The sequence below is a fragment of the Rhizobium sp. LARHSG275 genome (assembly GCF_052871115.1).
This window is the reverse complement of record NZ_JBIXJN010000012.1, coordinates 177,392-198,314: the sequence shown is the minus strand read 5'-3', so window position 1 is coordinate 198,314 and position 20,923 is coordinate 177,392. Positions and strand designations below refer to the sequence as shown.

Genomic DNA, 20,923 nt, shown 5'->3' with positions numbered 1-20,923 from the left:
TTTTCTAGAGCCTGCTTTCATCGTCACTTTACGAAAGGAGCATGCCATGTTGACTCCCGTTCGTGCAGCGTCCAATGCAAGCTTTTCGTCCCAGGGTCAGACAGCGGCGATCGTCGCCAGTGGTCTCGGCCAATCGGTGATTGCCCCCGCGCCTGTCAACGCCGTCGAAGCCGCCGACCTCAATTCCGCCATTGCCGGCAAGCTCAATATTCTGCTTCTTGCGGCGCGCGAGCGCATGGTCGAAGCTCTTTTCGATGTCATCGATGCGGCAGGCCGCTCGATCTCGCTGGATCGTGGTGAGGACGAGAGCAATCTTGCCTTCGCCGCTCGGCTCGCCGATGCCATCCGGCGACTGCCAACCGCCAGGATCGACGAGGTCGAGCGCCAGCTCACCGAGAATGGGCATAGCGTGCCGCTCCGGACGATCGCCGAGGCCCTGAAGAACCCGACAGGCCCTGAAGCCGCCCGCGTCGTCGCCTATCTGGAGATCGTCCGCTATAAGGATCGCGATCTCGCCGCCCGCGCCGTCGTCCGCTCCTATGGCCAGAATGATGCATCGCCAATGCGCGCCGAAGCTCGCCCTGAGATCCGGCTGCCCGAGATAAGGCTGCATGAGGACAGCCTGCCTGCCGCCATGCGTCAGCCGACAGACACGGCGCCCGCGTCAGCCGATTCGCTGATCGAGGCCGCAGCTTTGGCGACCGTCGAAGAAGCGGTCGTCGCCGAAGCCGTGGAGGCTGCCGATCCGGAAACGCCGCAGGCTGAAAACCGGGCCCAGTCTGCCCCGGCGACGGCCGCGGAGATCGCCCCGGAAAAATCTGCGCCGCGGGAGATCGAAGCCGGGCAACCGTTGCCGATGGAAGCCGCAGCGGCCGACGATACGCCGGAAACGCCGGCGCCGCCTGCCGTCCAACCCCGCGCGATGGCGGAAAAGGTCGATCCTGTCATTCCCAGGAACTGGGCAGGAATTGTCGCCTCGATGACCGAAGAAGTCTCCGAGATGATCGTCACCATCATCCGCGAACAGGACGTCGAGACCGTGCAGGACGATCTTTCCGTCGAGGCGGCAGTGGAGATCGATACGATCCTCGACGATGCCGTCATCAGCGATGCGACCGAAACCCTGACCAGGCAGCCGGCCGAATTCACCGCACCCGATGCTCGCCAATCCGCCGCGCTCCGCCCATCGCAGATGGATATCGAGACCGTGGCTGTCCGTCAGCCGAAAGAAATCTCCGCGCAACCGCAGATGATGCCGCTTCCCGAGACGGCCGAGGCTTCCTATGTGCCGCTGGCGGCAAGGATGCCGGAAGGATTTGCCTATAGCCAGCTGCCTTACCAGTTTGCCAAGGATACGCCGTCGAACGAGAAGGCAGGCGAAACGCACCACCAGCATCAGCACGACCGCGACGACGCGTCGGAGGATCAGCAGCAGGCGCAGTCCGGCGGCGGCGATGCCGAGCCCGACGCCGAAGAAACCGCCGCCGCACCCGAGCGGACGCCAAGGATGATCGATGCTGAACCGTCGGCCTGTCAGCCGGGCGTGGCCACTGATCCGGTATATGCGCTCTATCAGCGCATGGTCGGCTGGGAGTAACGCTTTTTCCATCGCCTGAAAATGAAGAACCCGCCGGATCGCTCCGGCGGGTTCTGCAATTCAAAGGCGGATGCGAGGCTTATTCGCCGCCGCGGTTCTTCAGGGCTGCGCCCAAGATGTCGCCGAGCGAAGCGCCGCTGTCGGACGAACCGAACTGGGCAACGGCTTCCTTCTCTTCCGCAATCTCCAGAGCCTTGATGGACAGCATGATCTTGCGGTCCTTCTTGGAGAAGTTGGTGACGCGGGCGTCGAACACCTGGCCGACCGAGAAACGCTCGGGGCGCTGCTCGTCGCGGTCGCGGGCGAGGTCGGCACGGCGGATGAAGGAAGTGATGTCCTCGTGGTTGACGAGCTTCACTTCGACACCGCCGTCGTTGACCGCGATCACTTCGCAGGAAACGACTGCATTCTTGCGCAGGTCGCCAGAAGCAGCGGCATCGCCGACTGCATCCTTGCCGAGCTGCTTGATGCCGAGCGAGATGCGTTCCTTCTCGACATCGACGTCGAGAACGACCGCCTTGACGACGTCACCCTTGTTGAACTCCTCGATGACCTGTTCGCCTGGACGGTTCCAGTCGAGGTCGGAGAGGTGCACCATGCCGTCGACATCGCCGTCGAGGCCGATGAACAGGCCGAATTCGGTCTTGTTCTTGACTTCGCCTTCGACTTCAGTGCCGGCCGGATGGCTGCGGGCGAATGCTGCCCACGGATTTTCCAGCGTCTGCTTGAGGCCGAGCGAAATACGGCGCTTGGACGGGTCGACTTCGAGAACGACGACTTCGACTTCCTGGCTCGTGGACAGGATCTTGCCGGGGTGAACGTTCTTCTTGGTCCAGGACATTTCCGAGATGTGGATCAGGCCTTCGATGCCCGGCTCCAGCTCGACGAATGCACCGTAGTCGGTGATATTCGTGACGGTACCGGAAATCTTCTTGCCTTCCGGATACTTGGCCTGGATGCCATCCCACGGATCGCTCTCGAGCTGCTTCATGCCGAGCGAGATACGGTGGGTTTCCTGGTTGATGCGGATGATCTGAACCTTGACCTGCTGGCCGATGTTCAGGATTTCCGACGGATGGTTCACACGGCGCCATGCCATGTCGGTGACGTGCAGCAGGCCATCGATGCCGCCGAGGTCAACGAACGCACCATAATCGGTGATGTTCTTGACGACGCCGTCAACAACCTGGCCTTCTTCGAGGTTCTGAACGATTTCAGAACGCTGCTCGGCACGGGATTCTTCCAGAACCGTACGGCGCGAAACCACGATATTGCCGCGGCGCTTGTCCATCTTGAGGATTTCGAAGGGCTGCGGATTGTGCATCAGCGGGGTTACGTCGCGGATCGGGCGAATATCGACCTGAGAACGCGGCAGGAAGGCGATCGCACCGTCGAGGTCGACCGTAAAGCCGCCCTTGACCTGGTTGAAGATCACGCCTTCGACGCGCTCGCCAGCTTCGAACTTGGCTTCGAGCTTGACCCAGCTTTCTTCGCGGCGAGCCTTCTCGCGCGACAGAACGGCTTCGCCAAGTGCGTTTTCGATGCGCTCGACATAGACTTCGACTTCGTCGCCGACCTTCAACAGGCCGTCCTTGGCGCGCGCGCCGAATTCCTTGAGCGCGATGCGGCCTTCAACCTTCAGGCCGACGTCGACAACGGCGACGTCCTTCTCGATGCCCGTGACGATGCCCTTGGTGACATAGCCTTCGGCCAGGTCGTTCTTGGCAAAGGACTCTTCGAGAAGAGCCGCGAAATCCTCGCGGGAGGGGGTAGCTACTGACATAAAATCTCCTGCGTGTCCTGAAACGGAAGCGGACACGTATGCGCCGGTTGGTTTGCGTTAACGGGCCTGAACCCAGTCCGCCCTCTCTTACGAAGGCAATCCGGCGCTTGGACGGAATTTCAGGCTTGCTGTATGAGAAGCGATCCATGCTCAGAGCACGCAAAATCGCTTGAATTTAGGCATTTCGGCTCAAGACCGCATCGATGATCGATTGAGCAGCTTGAAACGCGGCTTCTATACTCATTTCCGACGTATCAAGCAAGTGCGCATCATCAGCTGGTTTCAAAGGGCTGTCGGCCCGTCCCATGTCGCGTTCGTCGCGCCGCTTGACGTCCTCGAAGATGGCATCGAAATCCGCCGTCAGGCCTTTGCCGAGGATCTCGTCATAACGGCGTCTTGCGCGGACTTCCGGCGACGCCGTCACATAGAATTTCACCGCCGCATTCGGGCAGACGACCGTGCCGATATCGCGCCCATCGAGCACCGTTCCCGGCGCTTTCGTCGAAAACCGTCGCTGCGCCTCGACCAGCGCCCGGCGCACCGCCGGCATGACGGCAATCTTCGAGGCGGCTTCGCCGATCTCATGTTTGGAAAGTATATCGCGATCCAATCCGGCGAGTTCAACCTCTCTTGCGATCTTTTCCGCCACCGCCTCATCGTCGAGCGGCAGGCCGGCATCGAGCAGCGCCTTGGCCGTGGCGCGATAGGTCAGGCCGGTATCCAGATGATGGAAGCCGTAGCGCTCTGCGATGAGGCGCGAAAGCGTCCCCTTGCCGGCCGCCGCCGGGCCATCGATGGCGATGGTGAAAGTCTCGTTTGTCATATGATCAATCCTGCGGCAGCACGCCGAAACGGCGAATGAGTTCGTCTTTGCGGACATGCGGCAGCTGGCACATCATTCCGCCACCAGCTCGATCTTCGCTCCAAGGCCGGTCATCAGCTGCATGAATTCCGGAAAACTGGTCGCGATCATCGCCGCGTCGTCGATCGTCACAGCATGCTCCGAGGCAAGCCCCAGGACAAGGAAACTCATGGCGATGCGATGGTCGAGATGCGTCCGGACTTGGCCGCCGGCAGCGTTGCCGAGGCCCTTGCCGTCTGGTCGGCCGCGCACGATGAGAAAATCCTCGCCCTCGTCGCAGTCGACGCCATTCAGCTTCAGCCCGTCGGCGACGGCGGAAAGACGGTCGGACTCCTTGACGCGCAGTTCCTCCAGCCCCTTCATGACCGTCGCGCCCTCGGCGAAACAGGCAGCGATGGCCAGAATAGGATATTCGTCGATCATCGACGGCGCCCGATCTTCGGGAATGGTGACGCCCTTGAGCTCGGAATGGCGCACGCGCAGATCCGCCACGTCCTCGCCGCCGGCAAGACGTGCATTCACCACCTCGATATCAGCGCCCATCTCCTGCAGCGTCAAGATCAGCCCCGTGCGGGTCGGGTTCATCAGCACGTTGACGATGGTGATGTCGGAGCCGGGGACAAGCAACGCCGCAACCAGCGGGAAGGCGGTGGAGGAGGGATCGCCCGGAACGTCGATCACCTGGCCCGCCAGCTTGCCGCGGCCTTCGAGCCGGATCGTGCGGACGCCATCCCCGGCCGTCTCGACGGAAAGGGCGGCGCCAAAACCCTGCAGCATCTTTTCGGTATGGTCGCGCGTCATCACCGGCTCGATGACCGTGGTGACACCCGGCGTATTGAGACCAGCAAGCAGCACGGCCGATTTCACCTGGGCGGATGCCATCGGCACCCGATAGCGGATCGGGCTCGGCGTTCCCGGGCCTCTGAGCGTCACCGGCAGCCTGTCGCCTTCGGATGCGCTGACCTGCACGCCCATTTCGCGCAGCGGAGCGAGCACACGGCCCATCGGCCGTTTCGAAAGCGAGGCGTCGCCTGTGAAGGTGGAGTGAAAGTCGTATGTGCCGACGAGACCCATGGTCAGCCGCACGCCGGTGCCGGCATTGCCAAAATCGAGCGGCGCGTCAGGCGCAAGCAGCGCACCATTGCCGGTGCCCTCGATCACCCATTGCGCACCCTCCTTGCGGATCCTGGCGCCCATCGCCTGCATTGCCCGGCCGGTATTGATCACGTCCTCACCCTCGAGCAGGCCGGTGATCCGCGTTTCGCCGGAAGCAAGCCCGCCGAACATGAAGGAACGATGCGAGATCGACTTGTCGCCCGGAATGCGGACGCTGCCTGTAAGACTGGCGGATTTGCGGGCGGTGGCGGGCCTGGGCGCAGAGCCGTGCAGCATGGCGTAATCCTTTGCAAACGCAGTCTATTTTTGCCGCAAGGCAGGCTTGGCCGGTCGCAATTCCCGTCCGCTTCTGCAGCTGTTGCGGCTCGTTAACATAAACGCGCCGGGCGGTCATCCGTCGGCTTGCCAAAAACCCGACGCTCGGATCGCAAAGTTTGGCTTTGACATGGGAAGCCACAGCGATTAAGGGGACCGGCTTATAAATTCCGATGGAACGCCGGCTTGAACGGCATCTGCCGAATCTCATATTCGGCTATTCACACGAGGCTTATAGTGGCGAAAGCGGAACTTGGAACCAAGCGTACCGATCCGGAAACCGGCAAGAAGTTTTATGATCTGAACCGGGATCCGATCGTTTCTCCTTATACCGGCAAGTCCTACCCTCTGTCCTTCTTCGAAGAAACCTCGGCGATTGCCGAAGTTGCCGAGGAAGACGAGGTCGCGGAAGTCGATACTGAAAACACCGAAGTCGAACTGGTTTCGCTGGAAGATGCCGATGACGCCGCCGGCGGCGACGACATTCCGGATATTGGCGATGACGATGTTGAAATCGAAGGCGATGACGACGACGATACCTTCCTTACACCCGACGAAGATGACGATGATGACGACATGAGCGATATCATCGGCGTCACCGGTGACGAAGACGAAGTCTGAGACCGCATTTCGGCCCGGCGAGGAAAAAATTCTCCGGGCCGCATTTTTTTAGGCTTGCTATCTCCGGAAACCGGAAGTAATAAGCCGCCACTCCGCAGGGCACATGCCTTACGAGTATCCCAGGACCGGCCTTGAGCCGGACCACCTTGATGGGGCTATAGCTCAGCTGGGAGAGCGCTTGCATGGCATGCAAGAGGTCAGCGGTTCGATCCCGCTTAGCTCCACCAAACTCGTTAGCCAACCAGGTCTTCCATGTAGAGCTCGGCCTGTAGGGCTTCGTTCCATTCATCAAAATGGACCGGACAATAAAAACCTTGGATCTGACAGCTAGGCTGCGGCAGGCCACCTAAGCAGGATCGAGGCTCCGGCCGATCGCGATCTTCACGCGGCCTCGGGGCTAAAGTCTGAGAAGCCGAACATCGACAACTGGAGTCCGTCGGGAAACAATATGCCGTTGAGAAGAGAGACGGCTTTCTCGCTTCGATGGCTGGCGAGCGAATAATAGATTGTCTGAGCTTCGCGGCGCGCCTTGACGACCTGCTGACGTTTCAGCACGTTCAGATGGTGCGATAACGCCGACTGGCTGAGCCCGACACTTGTGGCGAGTTCCGTGGCTGAGATCTCACCCTTGGCCAGCGTGCGCAGCACGGCTAAACGGCTGGCGTTGGCGAGCGCGGAAAAATAGTCCGCCAGCTCACGGTCATTTACGATCATGGCGTGCCTCCTCTGAACACGAAATGTACATTAGCGGCGGGCGAGATTTGCTCATTGACCTAACGCAAATCGCATAGTGAGAAGGCCGCGTCAAAACGGGCTGAAGGTCAGCACGGCCCGTGGTGAAAACGGACGCTGTTCGATCCGCGATCGTCCGGCGACGAAAGCAGGGCGCGGGCTTCAGCTTGACTATGCCAGCCATTTCGGCTGACGGCATCATGCGGTCGCGCTGGCGGACGGCTGATGCGGCTCAGGACGAGCGGTCTGCCGGCTGACAGGGGACGGGCTCGATGACTTTTGCCTTAATGCGCAGCATGATCTCCTCGGCGAGCCTTTCGGCGGGCTGCGTGGCGTCGAGGCGCGGCCATGCGATGGCGCCCGTCTCATGCGCGAACTGATGCGCCAGGATATCGACCGTCGCGTCGGAGGGGCTGCCAACCCGTGCCGCAACGCGCTGCCACAGCAGTGCCGGATCGGCTTCGAGCCAGAAGGCCGAAAAGGGATGGTGGCCTTCTTCCGCCGCTTCCTCGATCATCCGCCGGTGGACCGGCTTGTCGAAGACCGCATCGGCCACCGCCGAACTGCCTTCCGCAAGGATGAGACGGGCGCGCCAGGCCATCTCCTGATAGACCTTTGCCGAGACCTCTGGCCGGTACGCGGCCTTCGGCAGCCTCGTCTCTGCCGGAACGCCGTGCATTGCCTTGCGGATGCGGTCGCTTTCGATGATACGTGCTCCCGGCGCGAGGCCGATCCGCGGCGCCAGCACTTCTGCAAGCGTCGTCTTTCCCGATCCGCTGAGGCCGCCGAGCGCGACGAGTTGTCCCGGCACCTGATGCAGGAGAGACCGGGCGAGCTGGAAATAGGAGCGCGCCTCATCGGTCAACATCGCCGCACGATCACCTGCATCCTCCGCCTGAGTGGCGATCACATGAGCCCGCACGGCAGCGCGTACGGCAATGAAGAACGGCAGTGCTGCAAAACCGTCGTCCTCGTCCGTCTCGTCGAGATAACGGTTCATCACGAGGTTCGCGAACTCGGGATGCCCTCGATGCCAGAGATCCATCAGCAGGAAGGCTAGGTCGTAGAGAATGTCGGTGGTGGCAATCTGATCGTTGAACTCGATGCAATCGAACAGGCATGGTTCGCCATCAAGCAAGAATATATTGCGGAGATGCAAGTCGCCATGGCAACGCCGGACCTTGCCGGCCAGCCCCCGCCGGTCCAGGAGTTGGGCGAGCCGCGCGAGGTGCCTCTCGAAGGCCCCGGTCAGTTCCTCGATCTCCTTGGCGGAAAAGATATGGCTAGTCGCAAAGCCGGCCTTATTGACCTTCAGCACCGCAGCCATGCTCGCCGCCCCGCCGTTGGCATTCATGACCGGCGCGAGACGATGAAAGCCGACGATCGCCCTTGCAAGGGATGTCATCATCGACGACGTCAATCCGCCGGAGGTGGCGATATGATCGAGTAGCAGCGACTGATCGAAGCGCCGCATTTCCACCAGAGCATCATGCAGGGTCCCTTGACCATCAAGCGCAAGGCCACCGTCCTTTTCCAGCGTGATCGTCCTGACTCCGAGATAGATGCCGGGCGCCGTGGGCGCGTTCAATTCCACCTCTTTCCGGCATGTCGCCAGCCTTTTCTCCGCCGAGGAGAAATCGGCATAGGGCAGCTTCACGGCGCGCTTCATCTTGTAGGCGCGGTCCCCGGCAAGAAAAATGCGCGAGATATGCGTCTCGATCACTTCGACCGGCTGCCCATCCTGGGGCAATGCGTCGTTGAGAAAGGAAATGGTTGCCGACTGGTCTTCCGTGATCATCTGCAAACTTTCAGCTGACATGCCGCACTATCGAAAGCATCGCCCTGCCTCCGCGACAATGCATTGACCCGCATCAATGCTCGGACCGCCGCCACATCTCAGAACGAAAGCGAGGCCCTGGGGTCGCGGGGTGAAAATGAACCTGTCTTCCAGAAGACAGCTTGTCGAAGCGCTGATCCCGGTGATCCGGAAAGCCGGCGTTGCCGCTCACGTCGCAGGACGACGACGTTGCGGTAAGAGCCAAACAGGACGGTTCACCCGTCACCTCCGCCGATCTTGCCAGCAATGACATCCTGCGCGCAGCATGCCTGGCGGTCTTTCCGGCAATGCCCCAGCGAAGAAGACAGCCGTGTCTTCGAGGCCCGCAAGGACTCAGATTCCGTTCTCGTAGTCGATCCGCTCGACGGCACGAAGGAATTCATAAAAGGCCGAGACGAGTTTGCTGTCAATATCGCCCTATGCACCCGCCCGTGACCGGCTTTTCTTCTCCTACGGCGCCGGACTTGCATTCGAGCAAACAGCCGGCAGTCAGCGCCGCAGCCTGCCCCGCCCTTCCGCTCCACGGCGTCATCTGATTGCGCTTGTCAGCCGCTCTCATCTCGATCCCCGGACCGAAGCGCTCCTGGTCGCGCTGCAAGGCCCCAGCAATAAGCCCGTGGCTCAAGGTTTCAAGACGGCCGCTCCGCTCAATCGGCCGGCACGCAAGTCGTCAAGCGCCCTATTGGCTTCGGTAAGCGGATAGACAATCGTATGGGTTCTGATGCCTGCCTGGCGGGCGATGGGGAAGAATTCCTCCGCATCCTTGCGCGTGAGATTTGCGACCGAAACAACGCTTCTCTCCCCCCAAATCAGCGCATAGGGCATAGCCGGAAGATCACTCATGTGGATGCCTCCGCAGACGACCCTGCCGCCCTTGCGCACCGCCTTCAGCGCTGCCGGCACGAGTTCGCCGACCGGAGCGAAGATGATTGCCGCGTCGAGCATGACGGGCGAAGGTTCATCCGAGCTTCCCGCCCACGAAGCGCCAAGGCTGAGCGCGAAACGTTGCGCTGCCTCATCGCCGGTGCGTGAGAAAGCATAGACCTGACGGCCCTGCCAGCGGCATATTTGCGCGATGATATGGGCGGCTGCACCGAATCCGTAAAGCCCGATCCGGGCACCGTCACCAGCCTTTTTCAGCGAACGCCAGCCAATGAGACCCGCGCATAGCAGCGGCGCAAGAGCGACCGGATCGGCCTCGCCGTCAAGTGCAAATGCATAATCTGCGTCGGCAACCACATGGGTGGCAAAACCTCCGTCGCGCGTATAGCCGGTAAATTGCGGCTCGTCGCAGAGATTTTCATCTCCGGTGCGGCAGAACGAGCAGCAGCCGCATGTGTGGCCGAGCCAGGGCACACCAACCCTTTGCCCTATGCGCGATGACGCGACACCTTCCCCAACGGCCTCGACGATGCCGACGATCTCATGGCCGGGAACGAGTGGGAGCTTCGGGTTCGGAAGATCGCCGTCACAGACGTGAAGATCCGTCCTGCAGACGGCGCATGCTTCGATCCTCAACATCAACTGGCCCGTTCCAGGCACGCGATTAGCGCGCTCTACCAGACGCAAGGGGGTCGCGATCCTTTCCAAAATCATTGCTTGCATCAGCTTCTCCTCATCTCGCAAACCGGCACCCTTTTGAAAACGCGTCAATCGGCATGAACGCGCGTCAAGGATACGTCCTGTCCATTCTCGTTTGCCGTTTTCGTTACGTGACGACGGCCCAGATTGACCTTCTCAATGCATCGGCATTCCATGTCACATCGTGGTATAGTTCAAATGAAATAACGTGCGCGGAGGCCACTTCATGAATGACGCTGTGAACGAGGCATGGAGGCCGAGCATTTCGCCGGAGACCGTCCGCTTTCTCATCCTCAAGGGCAAGCAGTTCGACGTCAAGGATGTTGTCACTGAACCCGATCCGGGCTCGAATCCGAGTGACGACGGGATGATCGAAGTGCTGGAGGACCATGACGACGATCCCGTCGAGACGGAGCTCAGGAGTGCAATCTGGGCTCTCAACGAAGACGAACAGATCGACCTGGTCGCCTTGGCATGGCTCGGCCGAGGCGATGGGAATGTCGATGATTGGGATGAACTGCGCAGCCTGGCTGCCGATGCGCACAATACGCGCACGGCGGCTTATCTTCTCGGCCTGCCCCTCCTGCCGGATTATCTCGAAGAGGCGCTCGACCAGTTCGGAGAGGCGTCCACGGACGACGCGCTGGGCCGGCTCTGATATCACCGGCGCCCAAATCGGCAGCCAGGGAATTTCCTCAGCTGCAAGGAATGTCGATCCGACGCCATGACATGAGCTGCATGACTGTGAATGGCTCTTGGAGAGCAAGGAGATCAGCAATGAACCGTCGCCGTTGGCAAGACCACATCGCCTTTATCGTGGGAATATGGCTCATCAGTTCTCCTTGGGTATTCGGAAGATTTAGTCCGGACTCCATGCCTATGGGGTCGGCCGCCTGGAATTTCCTTGTCTGCGGAACCGCTATCGCTATCCTAGGCTTGGCTGCTCTGGCATCGTACCGTTTTTGGGAAGAATGGGTCAATCTTCTGATCGGTGTCTGGCTTGTCGCCTCGCCATGGATCCTCCAGTACGTTCAAGAGCCGCTCCTCGTTTGGAATGCTTTCATCTCAGGCATTCTCCTCGTTGTTCTCGGCGTATGGGCACTTCGCGGAGCAAGCCTATCTGAACGCCGCTGAACGACGGCTTGCGGATGACGAAATGACATGTACGGCGCAGGTGCCTTCACGATTGGATGGGCCGGCAACGTCTGGACCCATCGGATGATCACGTCATGGTAACGACCGAAGAAGCCTTCCAGCGCCTCAGTCTCGCGCTTGCGATTGGTATTCTGGTCGGCATCGAGCGCGGCTGGCAGGATCGTGAGGCCGCGTCGGGCAAAAGGGTAGCGGGGATCCGCACCTATGGCCTGTCCAGTTTCCTGGGCGGCTTCTGCGGCTTCCTGCAGCCCGTGACGGGGCCAATTCTGCCGACGGCCATCTTTGCTTCCTTTTGCGTCACAATTCTCCTTTTCAGCCGCATGCAGGCAACACATGACAAAGACTACAGCGCAACCGGTGCCATTGCGGCAATAACGGTCTTCGCGCTGGGCTTCGGCGCAGTCGTTGCGGATATGACGGCAACGGCGGCAAGCGCTGTTGCAATAACAGCGCTCCTCGCCGCGCGCGAACCATTGCATGGATTTCTTCGTCAATTGACTTGGCTCGAGCTCAGGGCCGCCCTGATCCTCCTGACGATGACGGTCGTCATCCTCCCGATCCTTCCCAATCAGCCGGTTGACCCCTGGCAGGCGATCAACCCCTTCGAGCTTTGGATGCTGACGATCCTGGTGGGAACTGTTTCCTTTGCCGGCTATATCCTGATCAGGCTCAGCGGCGCCCGCGCCGGCATCCTGCTGACCGGGGCAAGCGGCGGCATTGTCTCGTCGACGGCCTTGACGCTTTCCTTTGCCCGCCAGTCGACACAGATGCCTGCCCTCTCACCATTGCTTTCAGCGGGAGCGATGCTGGCGGGCGCCGTTTCCCTCGCCCGGGTGCTTTTGATTTGCGGCGTCGTTGCACCGGCTGTTTTCAAGGAACTGGTTCCATCGCTCGCTCCCGCTGCTGTGATCTTCGCCATGGCAGGCGGCCTCGCCGCATCGTGGCGGCGCCCGGATGACAGCACTGATTTCTTGCCGCGAAACCCACTTGAGGTGATGGTTGTGCTGCGTTTCGCGCTTGTTCTCGCCGTCGTGATAGTCCTGACGCGCGTGACCCTGAACGTCTTCGGAAACCAGTCGCTGCTCGCCCTTGCGTTCATCACGGGACTGGGCGATCTCGATGCGATTACACTTGCCGTGGCTAAATTGTCATCCGTCCAGGTGCCGGCGGATGCGGCCGCTCGCGCCATAGCGGTCGCCGCGTTCGCCAATCTGCTTGCGAAAGCTGTTCTTGCAGCAAGCATGGGGAGCATCGCCTATGCAGTTCGTTTCGCGATCGCCGGCATTGTCGCGACTTTTGCCGCAATTGCCGGCTTGGTTCTGGCGTGACCACTGGCAGAACCAACAGCAGCACGGGAAAGCCGATCGCCCAGGAGAGCGCCTATGTGGAGGGCCACATGGCAAGTGCAGGCGCGGTCAGGCCCTGTGCCCTCACGATGCTGATCGCCGAGACGACTGATGTCATCAGCAGCGAGAGGATGAGTGACATGACGATCGTATTGTAACGTTTGGGGAGTTTGCCTTTGGGCCTTTTGATCTCCCTAAGGTGCCGATCAGACAATTGCGCAGCACCGATCGACGGGTTGCGCGTTGATTGACGTAAACGCTTACGGAGCTTCGATCTGAAGCAACGCTGCCTCTATGGCCGAAAATGTCTCTTGCCGTTCAAGTCGCCCACCCCCTTCCGATCGCCTTTGCCAATTCCTCAATGCGAGGATGTATGCTTGTTGCTGGAATCTCAGCGATTCGGCTCCGGGACCTTCAGCCAATGACCAGATCAAGACGACGCCGCATCATCCGTACCCGCCGAACCCTGACCGGGCTCGCCCTCGTCGGCTCGATTTCGTTTCTGGCCGGCATGACCGATGCGACCGGTCTTCTGCTCACCGGCGATTTCGTTTCCTTCATGACAGGCAATACGACGCGTGCCGCACTCGCCTTGAGCGAGGGCAATCTTTATCATGCCGCTGTCCTGATCTCTGCCATCATCGTCTTCGTGCTTGGCAATGCGGCAGGTATCGTCATCTCCCATGTTTCGCAGCGCCGCATTTTTGTGGTGCTTGGCTGCGTCGCCCTGGTTCTGGCGCTCGCCTCGGTGATGACAGTACAGAACATGCTGTTCGTGCGGTTCTACATGATCGTCTTTTCCATGGGCATGGTGAACGCCGCCGTCGAGCACATCGAAGGCCTGCCGATCGGCCTGACTTATGTCACAGGCGCTCTGTCGCGCTTCGGCCGTGGCATCGGCCGCTGGATCATCGGCGATCGTCGTGTCGAATGGACGATCCAGATCGTACCCTGGGGCGGCATGATGCTCGGCGCGATCGTCGGCGCCGTCCTGACGCGACTGACCGGAGCGCATGCGTTGTGGCTGGTCTCCCTCTTCGCCATGATGCTTTCACTGGTCGCAATGCTCATCCCGCGGCCGCTTCAGCGGCGCTTCAATCAGAAGATCGCGCCGAGCGGATCGGCCCTCACGCACGCGAAATAAAACCGTCGCATTCCTGTTACCGTCGAATCGGATAGGAAGGACCGCCGCTAATCCTCAAAGGAGTGGGTCTTGTTCCTGATTTCGAAGCTTGTCTGGATTTTCGCTCAGCCGCTGTCGCTGGCATTCTTCCTCATCTTGCTTGCCCTGATTGCCGGCCTCCTGCGCTGGCGTACCCTAAGTATTCTCGGCGCAGCTGGTTCGGCCCTTATCCTTTTCGTGACGCTTTACACCACCGCCGGAAACCTCCTGATGCAGGGTCTCGAGCAGCGTTTCGCCAAGCCCGCTGCCGATCCTGATAGCCTGCAATGCATGATCGTGCTCGGCGGCGGCTTCGAAAACGAGGTGAACACGGCGCGCCACGGCATAGAATTCAATGACGGAGCCGACCGCTTCGTCGAAGCCTTGCGGCTCGCGCAGAAATTTCCGCAGTCACGTATCCTGGTATCGGGCGGCGACGGCTCCATCTCAGGTATCTATGAAGGCGATGCGGCCGCCTCCGAGCGTTTCTTTCCGCTCTTCGGCGTTGGCAGGGATCGCCTGATCGAAGAGAGGCAATCGCGCACGACCTTCGAAAACGCCGTCAATACCAAGGAATTCCTGGCAAGCCAGGGCCTTTCCAATTGCCTGCTGATCACCTCGGGTTTTCACATGCCGCGATCCGTCGGCATCTTCCGCAAGCTCGGCATCGATATCGTGCCCTGGCCGACCGATTATCGCACCGACGGCCGCGTGAGGCTTGGGTTTGATTTCACCCAGCCGAGCCTCAATGCGCAGAACATGGCGACGGCGATCCGCGAATGGTATGGCCTGGTCGGATATTACCTCGCCGGCCGCACGTCGGAGCTTTATCCAAGCTGAGGTCTACTTCTTCGAGATGGTGACGAATTTCGTGCCGCGGACGCGTGCCGTCACGGTGCAGGGATCACCCTCGGTGCGGTCGCAGAAGCGCGGATGCATCTTCATCGCCAGCACCATGTTGCCGAAGCGCTGGACGAAATCGTAGCCATAGATCTGTGCCGTTGCGATCATGAAATAACCGCCTTCGGCAACCTGCAGGTAGAAATTATAGGTACAGCCGTCGTCATTGCATTGCGGCCCCTTCTGCCCGTCGCAGGTCAGCTGGCCCTCGTTGACCACCGCATCGATCAGGCCGTCATTGTTGATGTCCTGCCGGATGATGAAGCCGTCGGCAAACTCGGCCGTCTTGCACTGCTGCTGGAAATGTTTCTTCTCGTAGATCTCAGGGTCGGATATCAGCGATTGCTGACTGAGGGCGACGGCCGGCATGGCAAGCAGCAGGACGATATTCAGAACGGCGAGCACCAGCGTTTTCACGGCTTTCCTCTTTGGATAAAGGCTCCCAATGCATGTCGCCGAAAACTGTGCAGCGGTTTTGGGACAACGACATGCTTTGGGACGACGACATGCATTAAATCAAAGACATCAGCTTTATGGCCGCGCCGCCTTGCGCCGCCCTTGCCGCCGTGATTGATTCCCGAGAACAGGATGATTTTAGGCCTAGTTGGCCTAAAATCTGAATCCTGTTCTCAATTCAAGAGTGAGAGCATGATGTCGTCCGAAAACCGCTCACACTTTTCGGCATCATGCTCTGAACTTCAGCCGGTCCCGGGGCTCGCATGTCTCTGCTCGTCTATCTCGATTATGCCGGCATTGCGCTGTTTGCCGCGACAGGCGCGCTCGCCGCCTCGCGCAAGCAACTGGATCTGATCGGTTTTTTGTTTTTCGCCATGGTGACGGGAACGGGCGGCGGTACCGTGCGCGATATCGTGCTCGGCCGCGTGCCGGTCTTCTGGGTGCTGAACCCCGCCTATATCCTCGTCTGCTGTATCATGGGGATCATCGTTTTCTTCACCGCCCACCTGCTGGAATCGCGCTATCGCCTGCTGATCTGGCTCGATGCGATCGGCCTGGCCGCCTATTGCGTGCTCGGCGCCGCCAAGGGCCTCGCCGCCACCGGTTCGCCCACAATCGCGATCGTCACCGGCACGCTGACGGCGACTTTCGGCGGCATCCTGCGCGATCTGATGGCAAACGAGCCCTCCGTGCTGTTGAGGCCGGAAATCTATGTCACCGCCGCACTCATTGGCGCCGGCGTGTTTACCGCCGCCAATGGGCTCGGAATGCAGCTCTATCTGGCGTCGGCCTGCGGCGTCGTCGCAGCCTTTGCCGTGCGCGGCGGAGCCCTGTGGTTCGGCTGGACCTTCCCGACCTACAAGCATCAGCCTGGCCGGCACCCCGACGATGTCATGTGAAGCCCAATGCATGTCGCCCAAAAGTGCGTAGCGGTTTTGGGACAACGACATGCATAAAAATAGAGATCGAGGGGCCGATTCGGCGCGACGCGCTTTAGCGGTATCGTCAGCCCTGCTTTGCCCGCAGGCGGATCACCACGTCGACATGGGCGATCTCCATGCCTTCGGGTGGTTCCGGCAGATTGGCGATCGTCAGGTTGCTGACGGGAATGTCGAGAACCTCGTTCTCGCCTTCGACGAAGAAATGGTGATGGTCTGAAATATTGGTATCGAAATAGGTCTTGGCGCTCTCGACGGCGAGAACGCGGATGAGACCGGCTTCCGTGAACTGGTGCAGCGTGTTGTAGACCGTTGCCAAGGACACCGGCACGCCGGCGGCAACCGCCTCTTCATGCAGTTCCTCGACGGTCAAATGCCGGTCGCCCTTGGCAAACAGGAGGTCGCCGAGGGCGACGCGCTGGCGGGTGGGGCGCAGGCCCGCACCGCGCAGCCTTACCTCTATTGCGATCGGGAGTGCACCCGTCATCAAAACCAACTCCGGTTATTCTGGCATAAAGCAATCATGTTTCTTTAAGCGGTATAACTTTTGCATCGGAGCCTTTCAATAGTTCAATGGCGACGGGAGCCTGATAAACGCGGCAAAAACGGGCTTTTGACGCAAATAGGTCTGGTCCCAGCCCTAGCCTTCCTGTATGCGACCACCAAATAATGGTGCAAGCCTGGTCCGGGGCGATGAATGAAGCTGCCTTGCTTGTGCTTCATTTTCTGAAGAACCTGGACTACACGTTCACATCCATCGGCTTGACGCGGGGGGAAAAAGAAACTTTATGACGACCAGACAGTCCAGCTTCTCGTATGAAGAACTCATCGCTTGCGCGCACGGCGAGCTGTTCGGCCCCGGCAATGCGCAGCTGCCCCTGCCGCCCATGCTGATGGTTCACCGCATAACGGAGATTTCCGAAACGGGCGGCACCTTCGATAAGGGTTACCTCCGGGCGGAATATGACGTGCGCCCCGACGACTGGTATTTTCCCTGCCATTTCGAAGGCAATCCGATCATGCCGGGCTGCCTCGGTCTCGACGGCATGTGGCAGCTGACAGGTTTCTATCTGGGTTGGCTCGGCGAGCAAGGCCGCGGCATGGCGCTTTCAACAGGCGAAGTGAAATTCAAGGGCATGGTCCGACCGCAGACGAAGCTGATCGAATATGGCATCGACTTCAAGCGTGTCATGCGCGGCCGTCTGGTCCTCGGCACGGCCGACGGCTGGCTAAAGGCGGACGGCGAGACCATATACCAGGCGGCCGACCTTCGCGTCGGTCTATCGAAAGACAAGACGGCCTGAAACCGCATTTCGAGCGGCTGACGAAAACAACAAAGGTTTGATCAGATGAGACGGGTAGTTGTCACGGGTCTGGGTGTCGTGTCCTCGATCGGAAACGACGCGGCCGAAGTCACCGAATCCTTGCGACAGGCAAAGTCGGGTATCTCCTTTTCGAGCGATTTCGCCGAACACGGGTTCAAGTGCCAGGTCTGGGGCAGTCCGAAGCTCGGTTCGGCGGAACTTGCCGAACTGGTCGACCGCCGCGCCATGCGTTTCCTGTCGCAGGGCGGCGCCTGGAACCATGTGGCCATGAAACAGGCACTTGCCGATTCCGGCCTGGAAGAGAAAGACTACGCTCAGAACGAGCGTACCGGCATCATCATGGGCTCCGGCGGTCCGTCCACCCGCACCCTGATCGAAGCTGCCGAGATCACCGTGAAGAACAACAGCCCGAAGCGCATCGGCCCCTTCGCCGTGCCGAAGGCGATGTCCTCTACCGCATCGGCCACGCTCGCCACCTGGTTCAAGATCCACGGCGTCAATTATTCGATCTCGTCGGCCTGCTCGACCTCGGCGCATTGCATCGGCAACGCCGCCGAGATGATCCAGTGGGGCAAGCAGGACGTGATGTTCGCCGGCGGCCACGAGGATCTCGACTGGACGATGTCCAACCTCTTCGACGCCATGGGCGCCATGTCCTCCAAATATAACGACACGCCGGACAGCGCCTCGCGCGCCTATGACGTCAACCGCGACGGTTTCGTCATCGCCGGCGGCGCCGGCGTGCTGGTGCTCGAGGAGCTGGAGCGCGCCAAGGCCCGCGGCGCCAAGATCTATGCCGAGATCGTCGGCTACGGCGCAACCTCGGACGGCTACGACATGGTCGCCCCGTCGGGCGAAGGCGCTATCCGCTGCATGCGCCAGGCGCTCGCCACCGTCAAAGGCGATGTCGACTATGTCAACACCCACGGCACATCGACGCCGGTCGGCGACAGCAAGGAAATCGGTGCGATCCGTGAGGTATTCGGCTCGAAGATCCCGCATATCCAGTCGACCAAGTCGCTGACCGGCCATTCGCTTGGCGCTGCCGGCGTGCAGGAATCGATCTATTCCCTGCTGATGATGCAGCAAGGCTTCATCGGCGAAAGCGCCCATATCACCGAGCTCGATCCCGAATTCGAAGGTGTCCCGATTGTGCGCAAGCGCATCGACGACGCGAAGATCGACATTGCCCTCTCCAATTCCTTTGGCTTCGGCGGAACCAACGCCACGCTGGTCTTCCAGCGCTATAACGGATAATAATATGACGGGAATCATGCAGGGTAAGCGCGGGCTCGTCATGGGCGTCGCCAACAACCACTCGATCGCCTGGGGGATTTCAAAAGCTCTCGCCGCACAGGGTGCGGAACTCGCCTTCACCTATCAGGGCGATGCGCTCGGCAAGCGCGTCAGGCCGCTTGCTGCCGAGGTCGGCTCGGATTTCGTCCTGCCCTGCGACGTCGAGGACGTCGCCTCGGTCGATGCCGTGGTCGACGCGATAAGCGAGCGCTGGGGCAAGCTCGATTTCATCGTTCATGCCATCGGCTTTTCCGACAAGAACGAGCTGAAGGGTCTCTACGCCGATACGACGCGTGAGAATTTCAGCCGGACCATGGTCATTTCCTGTTTCTCCTTCACCGAGATCGCCAAGCGCTGCGCTCCGTTGATGGAAGATGGTGGTTCGATGCTGACGCTGACCTACAATGGCTCGACGCGCGTCATCCCGAACTACAACGTCATGGGGGTTGCCAAGGCAGCGCTCGAGGCTTCGGTGCGCTATCTCGCCGCCGACTACGGCCCGCGCGGCATCCGCGTCAATGCCATTTCCGCCGGCCCGATCCGCACGCTTGCCGGCGCCGGCATCTCCGATGCACGAGCGATCCTCTCCTGGAACCAGCGCAATGCGCCGCTGCGCAAGGCCGTCACCATCGATCAGGTCGGCAGCTCGGCTCTCTACCTACTCTCCGACCTATCCTCCGGCGTCACCGGCGAAATCCACTTCGTCGACGCCGGCTTCAACGTCACCTCGATGCCGACACTGGAAACGCTGCGCAGGGCGGACATCGAGTAAACGCTATTCGATTGAAACTCAAAGGCCGTGCGCAGATGATGCGCACGGCCTTTTTGTTGTTCGATGATAGGATCGGCGTCGAAGCCGCGTAAGCCTATTTCTTCGCCCAGAGAACCTTGAAGCGTGCGTTGCGGCAGGTTTCGCCGCTTTCCCTGAAATTCGCCGCCAGGACCGGCTCGTAGGGCAGGCCGCGATTGGCGACGAGCATCAGGCGGCCGCCGCCGCGAAGGGCGGATGCGGCGGTCTTGATCATCGCCTCGCCGAGCGCCGGCTCGGCTGCGTGGCCCTCATGGAAGGGCGGGTTCATGATGACGAGGTCGTATTTGTCCTTGACCGGCTCGCCCGCCAGATCGTGCCAGAAGAAGCGTGCAGGCGCGTTCGGGCAGTTCTTGGCCAGATTACCCTTGGCAGCCTCCAGAGCCGCGTGATCGGCCTCGTAGAGGTCGAGGCGGGTCAGCCCACGCGACTTCTGCGCCATCTCGACGGAAAGATAGCCCCAGCCGGCGCCGAAATCCGCCACGTCGCCGGTGAAATCCTCAGGCAGGCGCGAGGCGAGCAGCTCCGATCCGGCATCGATCCGGTCATGCGAGAACATGCCGGCGGTGGCTTGGAAACGGCCGTCGACGCGTACCGGCGCCTTTGCCAGCTTGGAGATGATCTCGTCGGCATCCGTTGGCCGGCCGAACCAGCAGGCAACGCCGTGATATTTCGGCATATGGTCGACGGCGAGATTGAAACCTTCCATCCGCTTGCGCAGCGGCTGGATACCGTCTTCCTTGGCGCCGGCAATGACGATCAGGCCGCCGAGCCGCGTGCGGGCGATCGCGGCGGCGAGATTGGCCTCGTTCTCGCCCTTGTGCTTGGTGCAGAGCACCAGAGCCGCATCGTAGTCCTCGCCGTCGATCTCCGGCTTCGCTTCGATCCGCTGCGCCAGCAACTGCCGATAGAGCGGCCGGAAGCCCTGGACGGCGCTGAGCGAGGCGGCAAAGCCTTCCGGCAGCGCAAAGCCTGCCTCGGCGCCGAGGAAGAGCACGCGCTCGCCTTCGCCGGGCGCCGCGACTGTGCCGCTGGTAAAGGGATGGAACAGGGTCTTCAGCGTCTCGCTGCTCATGGTCTCGTCTCGTCTTAA

Annotated in this window: 21 protein-coding genes, 1 tRNA gene and 1 pseudogene; 13 read left to right on the top strand and 10 right to left on the bottom strand. The window is 60.7% G+C overall.

Going from position 1 to position 20,923, the window contains the following annotated elements; all coding sequences use genetic code 11:
* Nucleotides 1-46: 46 nt before the first annotated feature.
* A complete protein-coding gene (locus ACIPSK_RS18290) occupies nt 47-1,597 on the top strand; it encodes a hypothetical protein (RefSeq protein WP_162115603.1) in 1,551 nt (516 codons plus the stop codon).
* A gap of 79 nt (nt 1,598-1,676) precedes the next feature.
* On the opposite strand, the gene rpsA is transcribed toward ACIPSK_RS18290, so the two are convergent.
* From rpsA to aroA, 3 genes are all read right to left on the bottom strand, one after another.
* Entirely contained in the window at nt 1,677-3,380 is a 1,704-nt protein-coding gene (gene rpsA, locus ACIPSK_RS18285) for a 30S ribosomal protein S1 (protein WP_003544285.1), read from the bottom strand.
* Between the two features lie 175 nt (nt 3,381-3,555).
* Nucleotides 3,556-4,203, bottom strand: a complete 648-nt coding sequence (gene cmk / locus ACIPSK_RS18280) for a (d)CMP kinase (protein WP_162115602.1) — start codon at nt 4,201-4,203, stop codon at nt 3,556-3,558.
* Between the two features lie 72 nt (nt 4,204-4,275).
* Complete coding sequence (gene aroA / locus ACIPSK_RS18275) at nt 4,276-5,634, bottom strand: 3-phosphoshikimate 1-carboxyvinyltransferase (RefSeq protein ID WP_162115601.1); 1,359 nt, start codon at nt 5,632-5,634, stop codon at nt 4,276-4,278.
* Between the two features lie 276 nt (nt 5,635-5,910).
* Here aroA and ACIPSK_RS18270 point away from each other — a divergent pair, with 276 nt between their 5' ends.
* Nucleotides 5,911-6,294, top strand: a complete 384-nt coding sequence (locus ACIPSK_RS18270; RefSeq protein WP_017966434.1) for a TIGR02300 family protein — start codon at nt 5,911-5,913, stop codon at nt 6,292-6,294.
* Nucleotides 6,295-6,445: 151 nt separating this feature from the next.
* Nucleotides 6,446-6,521 (top strand) — tRNA-Ala (locus tag ACIPSK_RS18265).
* Nucleotides 6,522-6,675: 154 nt separating this feature from the next.
* On the opposite strand, the gene ACIPSK_RS18260 is transcribed toward ACIPSK_RS18265, so the two are convergent.
* Nucleotides 6,676-7,008: an ArsR/SmtB family transcription factor gene (locus ACIPSK_RS18260; RefSeq protein WP_162115600.1), complete on the bottom strand. Its 333-nt coding sequence runs from the start codon at nt 7,006-7,008 to the stop codon at nt 6,676-6,678.
* Nucleotides 7,009-7,258: 250 nt separating this feature from the next.
* Nucleotides 7,259-8,845, bottom strand: a complete 1,587-nt coding sequence (locus ACIPSK_RS18255) for a bifunctional aminoglycoside phosphotransferase/ATP-binding protein (RefSeq protein WP_162115599.1) — start codon at nt 8,843-8,845, stop codon at nt 7,259-7,261.
* Between the two features lie 264 nt (nt 8,846-9,109).
* Here ACIPSK_RS18255 and ACIPSK_RS18250 point away from each other — a divergent pair, with 264 nt between their 5' ends.
* On the top strand, nt 9,110-9,298 hold the full coding sequence (locus ACIPSK_RS18250; protein WP_246709590.1) for an inositol monophosphatase family protein: 189 nt from the start codon (nt 9,110-9,112) through the stop codon (nt 9,296-9,298).
* Between the two features lie 186 nt (nt 9,299-9,484).
* Here the strand turns inward: ACIPSK_RS18250 and ACIPSK_RS18245 are convergent, their stop codons facing one another.
* Complete coding sequence (locus tag ACIPSK_RS18245; RefSeq protein ID WP_162115598.1) at nt 9,485-10,468, bottom strand: zinc-dependent alcohol dehydrogenase family protein; 984 nt, start codon at nt 10,466-10,468, stop codon at nt 9,485-9,487.
* 202 nt (nt 10,469-10,670) lie between these two features.
* Here ACIPSK_RS18245 and ACIPSK_RS18240 point away from each other — a divergent pair, with 202 nt between their 5' ends.
* The 3 genes from ACIPSK_RS18240 to ACIPSK_RS18230 all read left to right on the top strand — a co-directional run bounded on the left by ACIPSK_RS18240 (nt 10,671) and on the right by ACIPSK_RS18230 (nt 12,927).
* Nucleotides 10,671-11,102, top strand: coding sequence for a DUF3775 domain-containing protein (locus tag ACIPSK_RS18240; RefSeq protein WP_017966441.1), 432 nt, complete (start codon nt 10,671-10,673; stop codon nt 11,100-11,102).
* A gap of 119 nt (nt 11,103-11,221) precedes the next feature.
* On the top strand, nt 11,222-11,578 hold the full coding sequence (locus ACIPSK_RS18235) for an SPW repeat protein (RefSeq protein ID WP_162115597.1): 357 nt from the start codon (nt 11,222-11,224) through the stop codon (nt 11,576-11,578).
* A 95-nt stretch (nt 11,579-11,673) separates the two neighbouring features.
* Nucleotides 11,674-12,927 carry an MgtC/SapB family protein gene (locus tag ACIPSK_RS18230; protein WP_162115596.1) on the top strand — a complete coding sequence of 418 codons (1,254 nt, stop codon included), beginning with the start codon at nt 11,674-11,676 and terminating at the stop codon, nt 12,925-12,927.
* A 55-nt stretch (nt 12,928-12,982) separates the two neighbouring features.
* On the opposite strand, the pseudogene ACIPSK_RS18225 reads toward ACIPSK_RS18230, so the two are convergent.
* A pseudogene (locus tag ACIPSK_RS18225) lies at nt 12,983-13,087 on the bottom strand (DUF2798 domain-containing protein); the annotation flags it as partial.
* 279 nt (nt 13,088-13,366) lie between these two features.
* On the opposite strand from ACIPSK_RS18225, the gene ACIPSK_RS18220 reads away from it, so the two are divergent.
* Nucleotides 13,367-14,089 carry a YoaK family protein gene (locus tag ACIPSK_RS18220; protein WP_162115595.1) on the top strand — a complete coding sequence of 241 codons (723 nt, stop codon included), beginning with the start codon at nt 13,367-13,369 and terminating at the stop codon, nt 14,087-14,089.
* A gap of 69 nt (nt 14,090-14,158) precedes the next feature.
* Nucleotides 14,159-14,947, top strand: a complete 789-nt coding sequence (locus ACIPSK_RS18215; protein WP_162115594.1) for a YdcF family protein — start codon at nt 14,159-14,161, stop codon at nt 14,945-14,947.
* Between the two features lie 3 nt (nt 14,948-14,950).
* On the opposite strand, the gene ACIPSK_RS18210 is transcribed toward ACIPSK_RS18215, so the two are convergent.
* Nucleotides 14,951-15,424, bottom strand: coding sequence for a hypothetical protein (locus tag ACIPSK_RS18210; RefSeq protein ID WP_017966447.1), 474 nt, complete (start codon nt 15,422-15,424; stop codon nt 14,951-14,953).
* A 302-nt stretch (nt 15,425-15,726) separates the two neighbouring features.
* Here ACIPSK_RS18210 and ACIPSK_RS18205 point away from each other — a divergent pair, with 302 nt between their 5' ends.
* Nucleotides 15,727-16,362, top strand: a complete 636-nt coding sequence (locus ACIPSK_RS18205) for a trimeric intracellular cation channel family protein (protein WP_162115593.1) — start codon at nt 15,727-15,729, stop codon at nt 16,360-16,362.
* A gap of 106 nt (nt 16,363-16,468) precedes the next feature.
* On the opposite strand, the gene irrA is transcribed toward ACIPSK_RS18205, so the two are convergent.
* Nucleotides 16,469-16,888 carry an iron response transcriptional regulator IrrA gene (irrA, locus tag ACIPSK_RS18200; protein WP_012759643.1) on the bottom strand — a complete coding sequence of 140 codons (420 nt, stop codon included), beginning with the start codon at nt 16,886-16,888 and terminating at the stop codon, nt 16,469-16,471.
* Nucleotides 16,889-17,189: 301 nt separating this feature from the next.
* Between irrA and fabA the strand changes: the two genes are divergently transcribed.
* The 3 genes from fabA to fabI are packed head-to-tail and all read left to right on the top strand — an operon-like array spanning nt 17,190 to nt 19,794.
* Nucleotides 17,190-17,705, top strand: coding sequence for a 3-hydroxyacyl-[acyl-carrier-protein] dehydratase FabA (fabA, locus tag ACIPSK_RS18195; RefSeq protein ID WP_017966450.1), 516 nt, complete (start codon nt 17,190-17,192; stop codon nt 17,703-17,705).
* A gap of 45 nt (nt 17,706-17,750) precedes the next feature.
* A complete protein-coding gene (gene fabB, locus ACIPSK_RS18190; RefSeq protein ID WP_017962727.1) occupies nt 17,751-18,983 on the top strand; it encodes a beta-ketoacyl-ACP synthase I in 1,233 nt (410 codons plus the stop codon).
* A 4-nt stretch (nt 18,984-18,987) separates the two neighbouring features.
* The gene (fabI, locus tag ACIPSK_RS18185; RefSeq protein ID WP_162115592.1) at nt 18,988-19,794 is read left to right on the top strand and encodes an enoyl-ACP reductase FabI; all 807 of its coding nucleotides are present in this window, start codon (nt 18,988-18,990) and stop codon (nt 19,792-19,794) included.
* 94 nt (nt 19,795-19,888) lie between these two features.
* Here the strand turns inward: fabI and ACIPSK_RS18180 are convergent, their stop codons facing one another.
* Nucleotides 19,889-20,905 (bottom strand): class I SAM-dependent methyltransferase, encoded by a 1,017-nt coding sequence (locus tag ACIPSK_RS18180; protein ID WP_162115591.1) that lies wholly within the window; start codon nt 20,903-20,905, stop codon nt 19,889-19,891.
* Nucleotides 20,906-20,923 lie beyond the last annotated feature (18 nt).

What these genes read in the sequence shown, in the direction of transcription:
- ACIPSK_RS18290 (WP_162115603.1), top strand. Translation starts at nt 47, where the DNA reads ATGTTGACTCCCGTTCGTGCAGCGTCCAATGCAAGCTTTTCGTCCCAG.
- ACIPSK_RS18255 (WP_162115599.1), bottom strand. Translation starts at nt 8,845, where the DNA reads ATGTCAGCTGAAAGTTTGCAGATGATCACGGAAGACCAGTCGGCAACC.
- cmk (WP_162115602.1), bottom strand. Translation starts at nt 4,203, where the DNA reads ATGACAAACGAGACTTTCACCATCGCCATCGATGGCCCGGCGGCGGCC.
- fabB (WP_017962727.1), top strand. Translation starts at nt 17,751, where the DNA reads ATGAGACGGGTAGTTGTCACGGGTCTGGGTGTCGTGTCCTCGATCGGA.
- ACIPSK_RS18235 (WP_162115597.1), top strand. Translation starts at nt 11,222, where the DNA reads ATGAACCGTCGCCGTTGGCAAGACCACATCGCCTTTATCGTGGGAATA.
- ACIPSK_RS18240 (WP_017966441.1), top strand. Translation starts at nt 10,671, where the DNA reads ATGAATGACGCTGTGAACGAGGCATGGAGGCCGAGCATTTCGCCGGAG.
- ACIPSK_RS18205 (WP_162115593.1), top strand. Translation starts at nt 15,727, where the DNA reads ATGTCTCTGCTCGTCTATCTCGATTATGCCGGCATTGCGCTGTTTGCC.
- fabA (WP_017966450.1), top strand. Translation starts at nt 17,190, where the DNA reads ATGACGACCAGACAGTCCAGCTTCTCGTATGAAGAACTCATCGCTTGC.
- fabI (WP_162115592.1), top strand. Translation starts at nt 18,988, where the DNA reads ATGACGGGAATCATGCAGGGTAAGCGCGGGCTCGTCATGGGCGTCGCC.
- aroA (WP_162115601.1), bottom strand. Translation starts at nt 5,634, where the DNA reads ATGCTGCACGGCTCTGCGCCCAGGCCCGCCACCGCCCGCAAATCCGCC.
- ACIPSK_RS18245 (WP_162115598.1), bottom strand. Translation starts at nt 10,468, where the DNA reads ATGCAAGCAATGATTTTGGAAAGGATCGCGACCCCCTTGCGTCTGGTA.
- rpsA (WP_003544285.1), bottom strand. Translation starts at nt 3,380, where the DNA reads ATGTCAGTAGCTACCCCCTCCCGCGAGGATTTCGCGGCTCTTCTCGAA.
- ACIPSK_RS18180 (WP_162115591.1), bottom strand. Translation starts at nt 20,905, where the DNA reads ATGAGCAGCGAGACGCTGAAGACCCTGTTCCATCCCTTTACCAGCGGC.
- ACIPSK_RS18220 (WP_162115595.1), top strand. Translation starts at nt 13,367, where the DNA reads ATGACCAGATCAAGACGACGCCGCATCATCCGTACCCGCCGAACCCTG.
- irrA (WP_012759643.1), bottom strand. Translation starts at nt 16,888, where the DNA reads ATGACGGGTGCACTCCCGATCGCAATAGAGGTAAGGCTGCGCGGTGCG.
- ACIPSK_RS18250 (WP_246709590.1), top strand. Translation starts at nt 9,110, where the DNA reads ATGACATCCTGCGCGCAGCATGCCTGGCGGTCTTTCCGGCAATGCCCC.
- ACIPSK_RS18230 (WP_162115596.1), top strand. Translation starts at nt 11,674, where the DNA reads ATGGTAACGACCGAAGAAGCCTTCCAGCGCCTCAGTCTCGCGCTTGCG.
- ACIPSK_RS18260 (WP_162115600.1), bottom strand. Translation starts at nt 7,008, where the DNA reads ATGATCGTAAATGACCGTGAGCTGGCGGACTATTTTTCCGCGCTCGCC.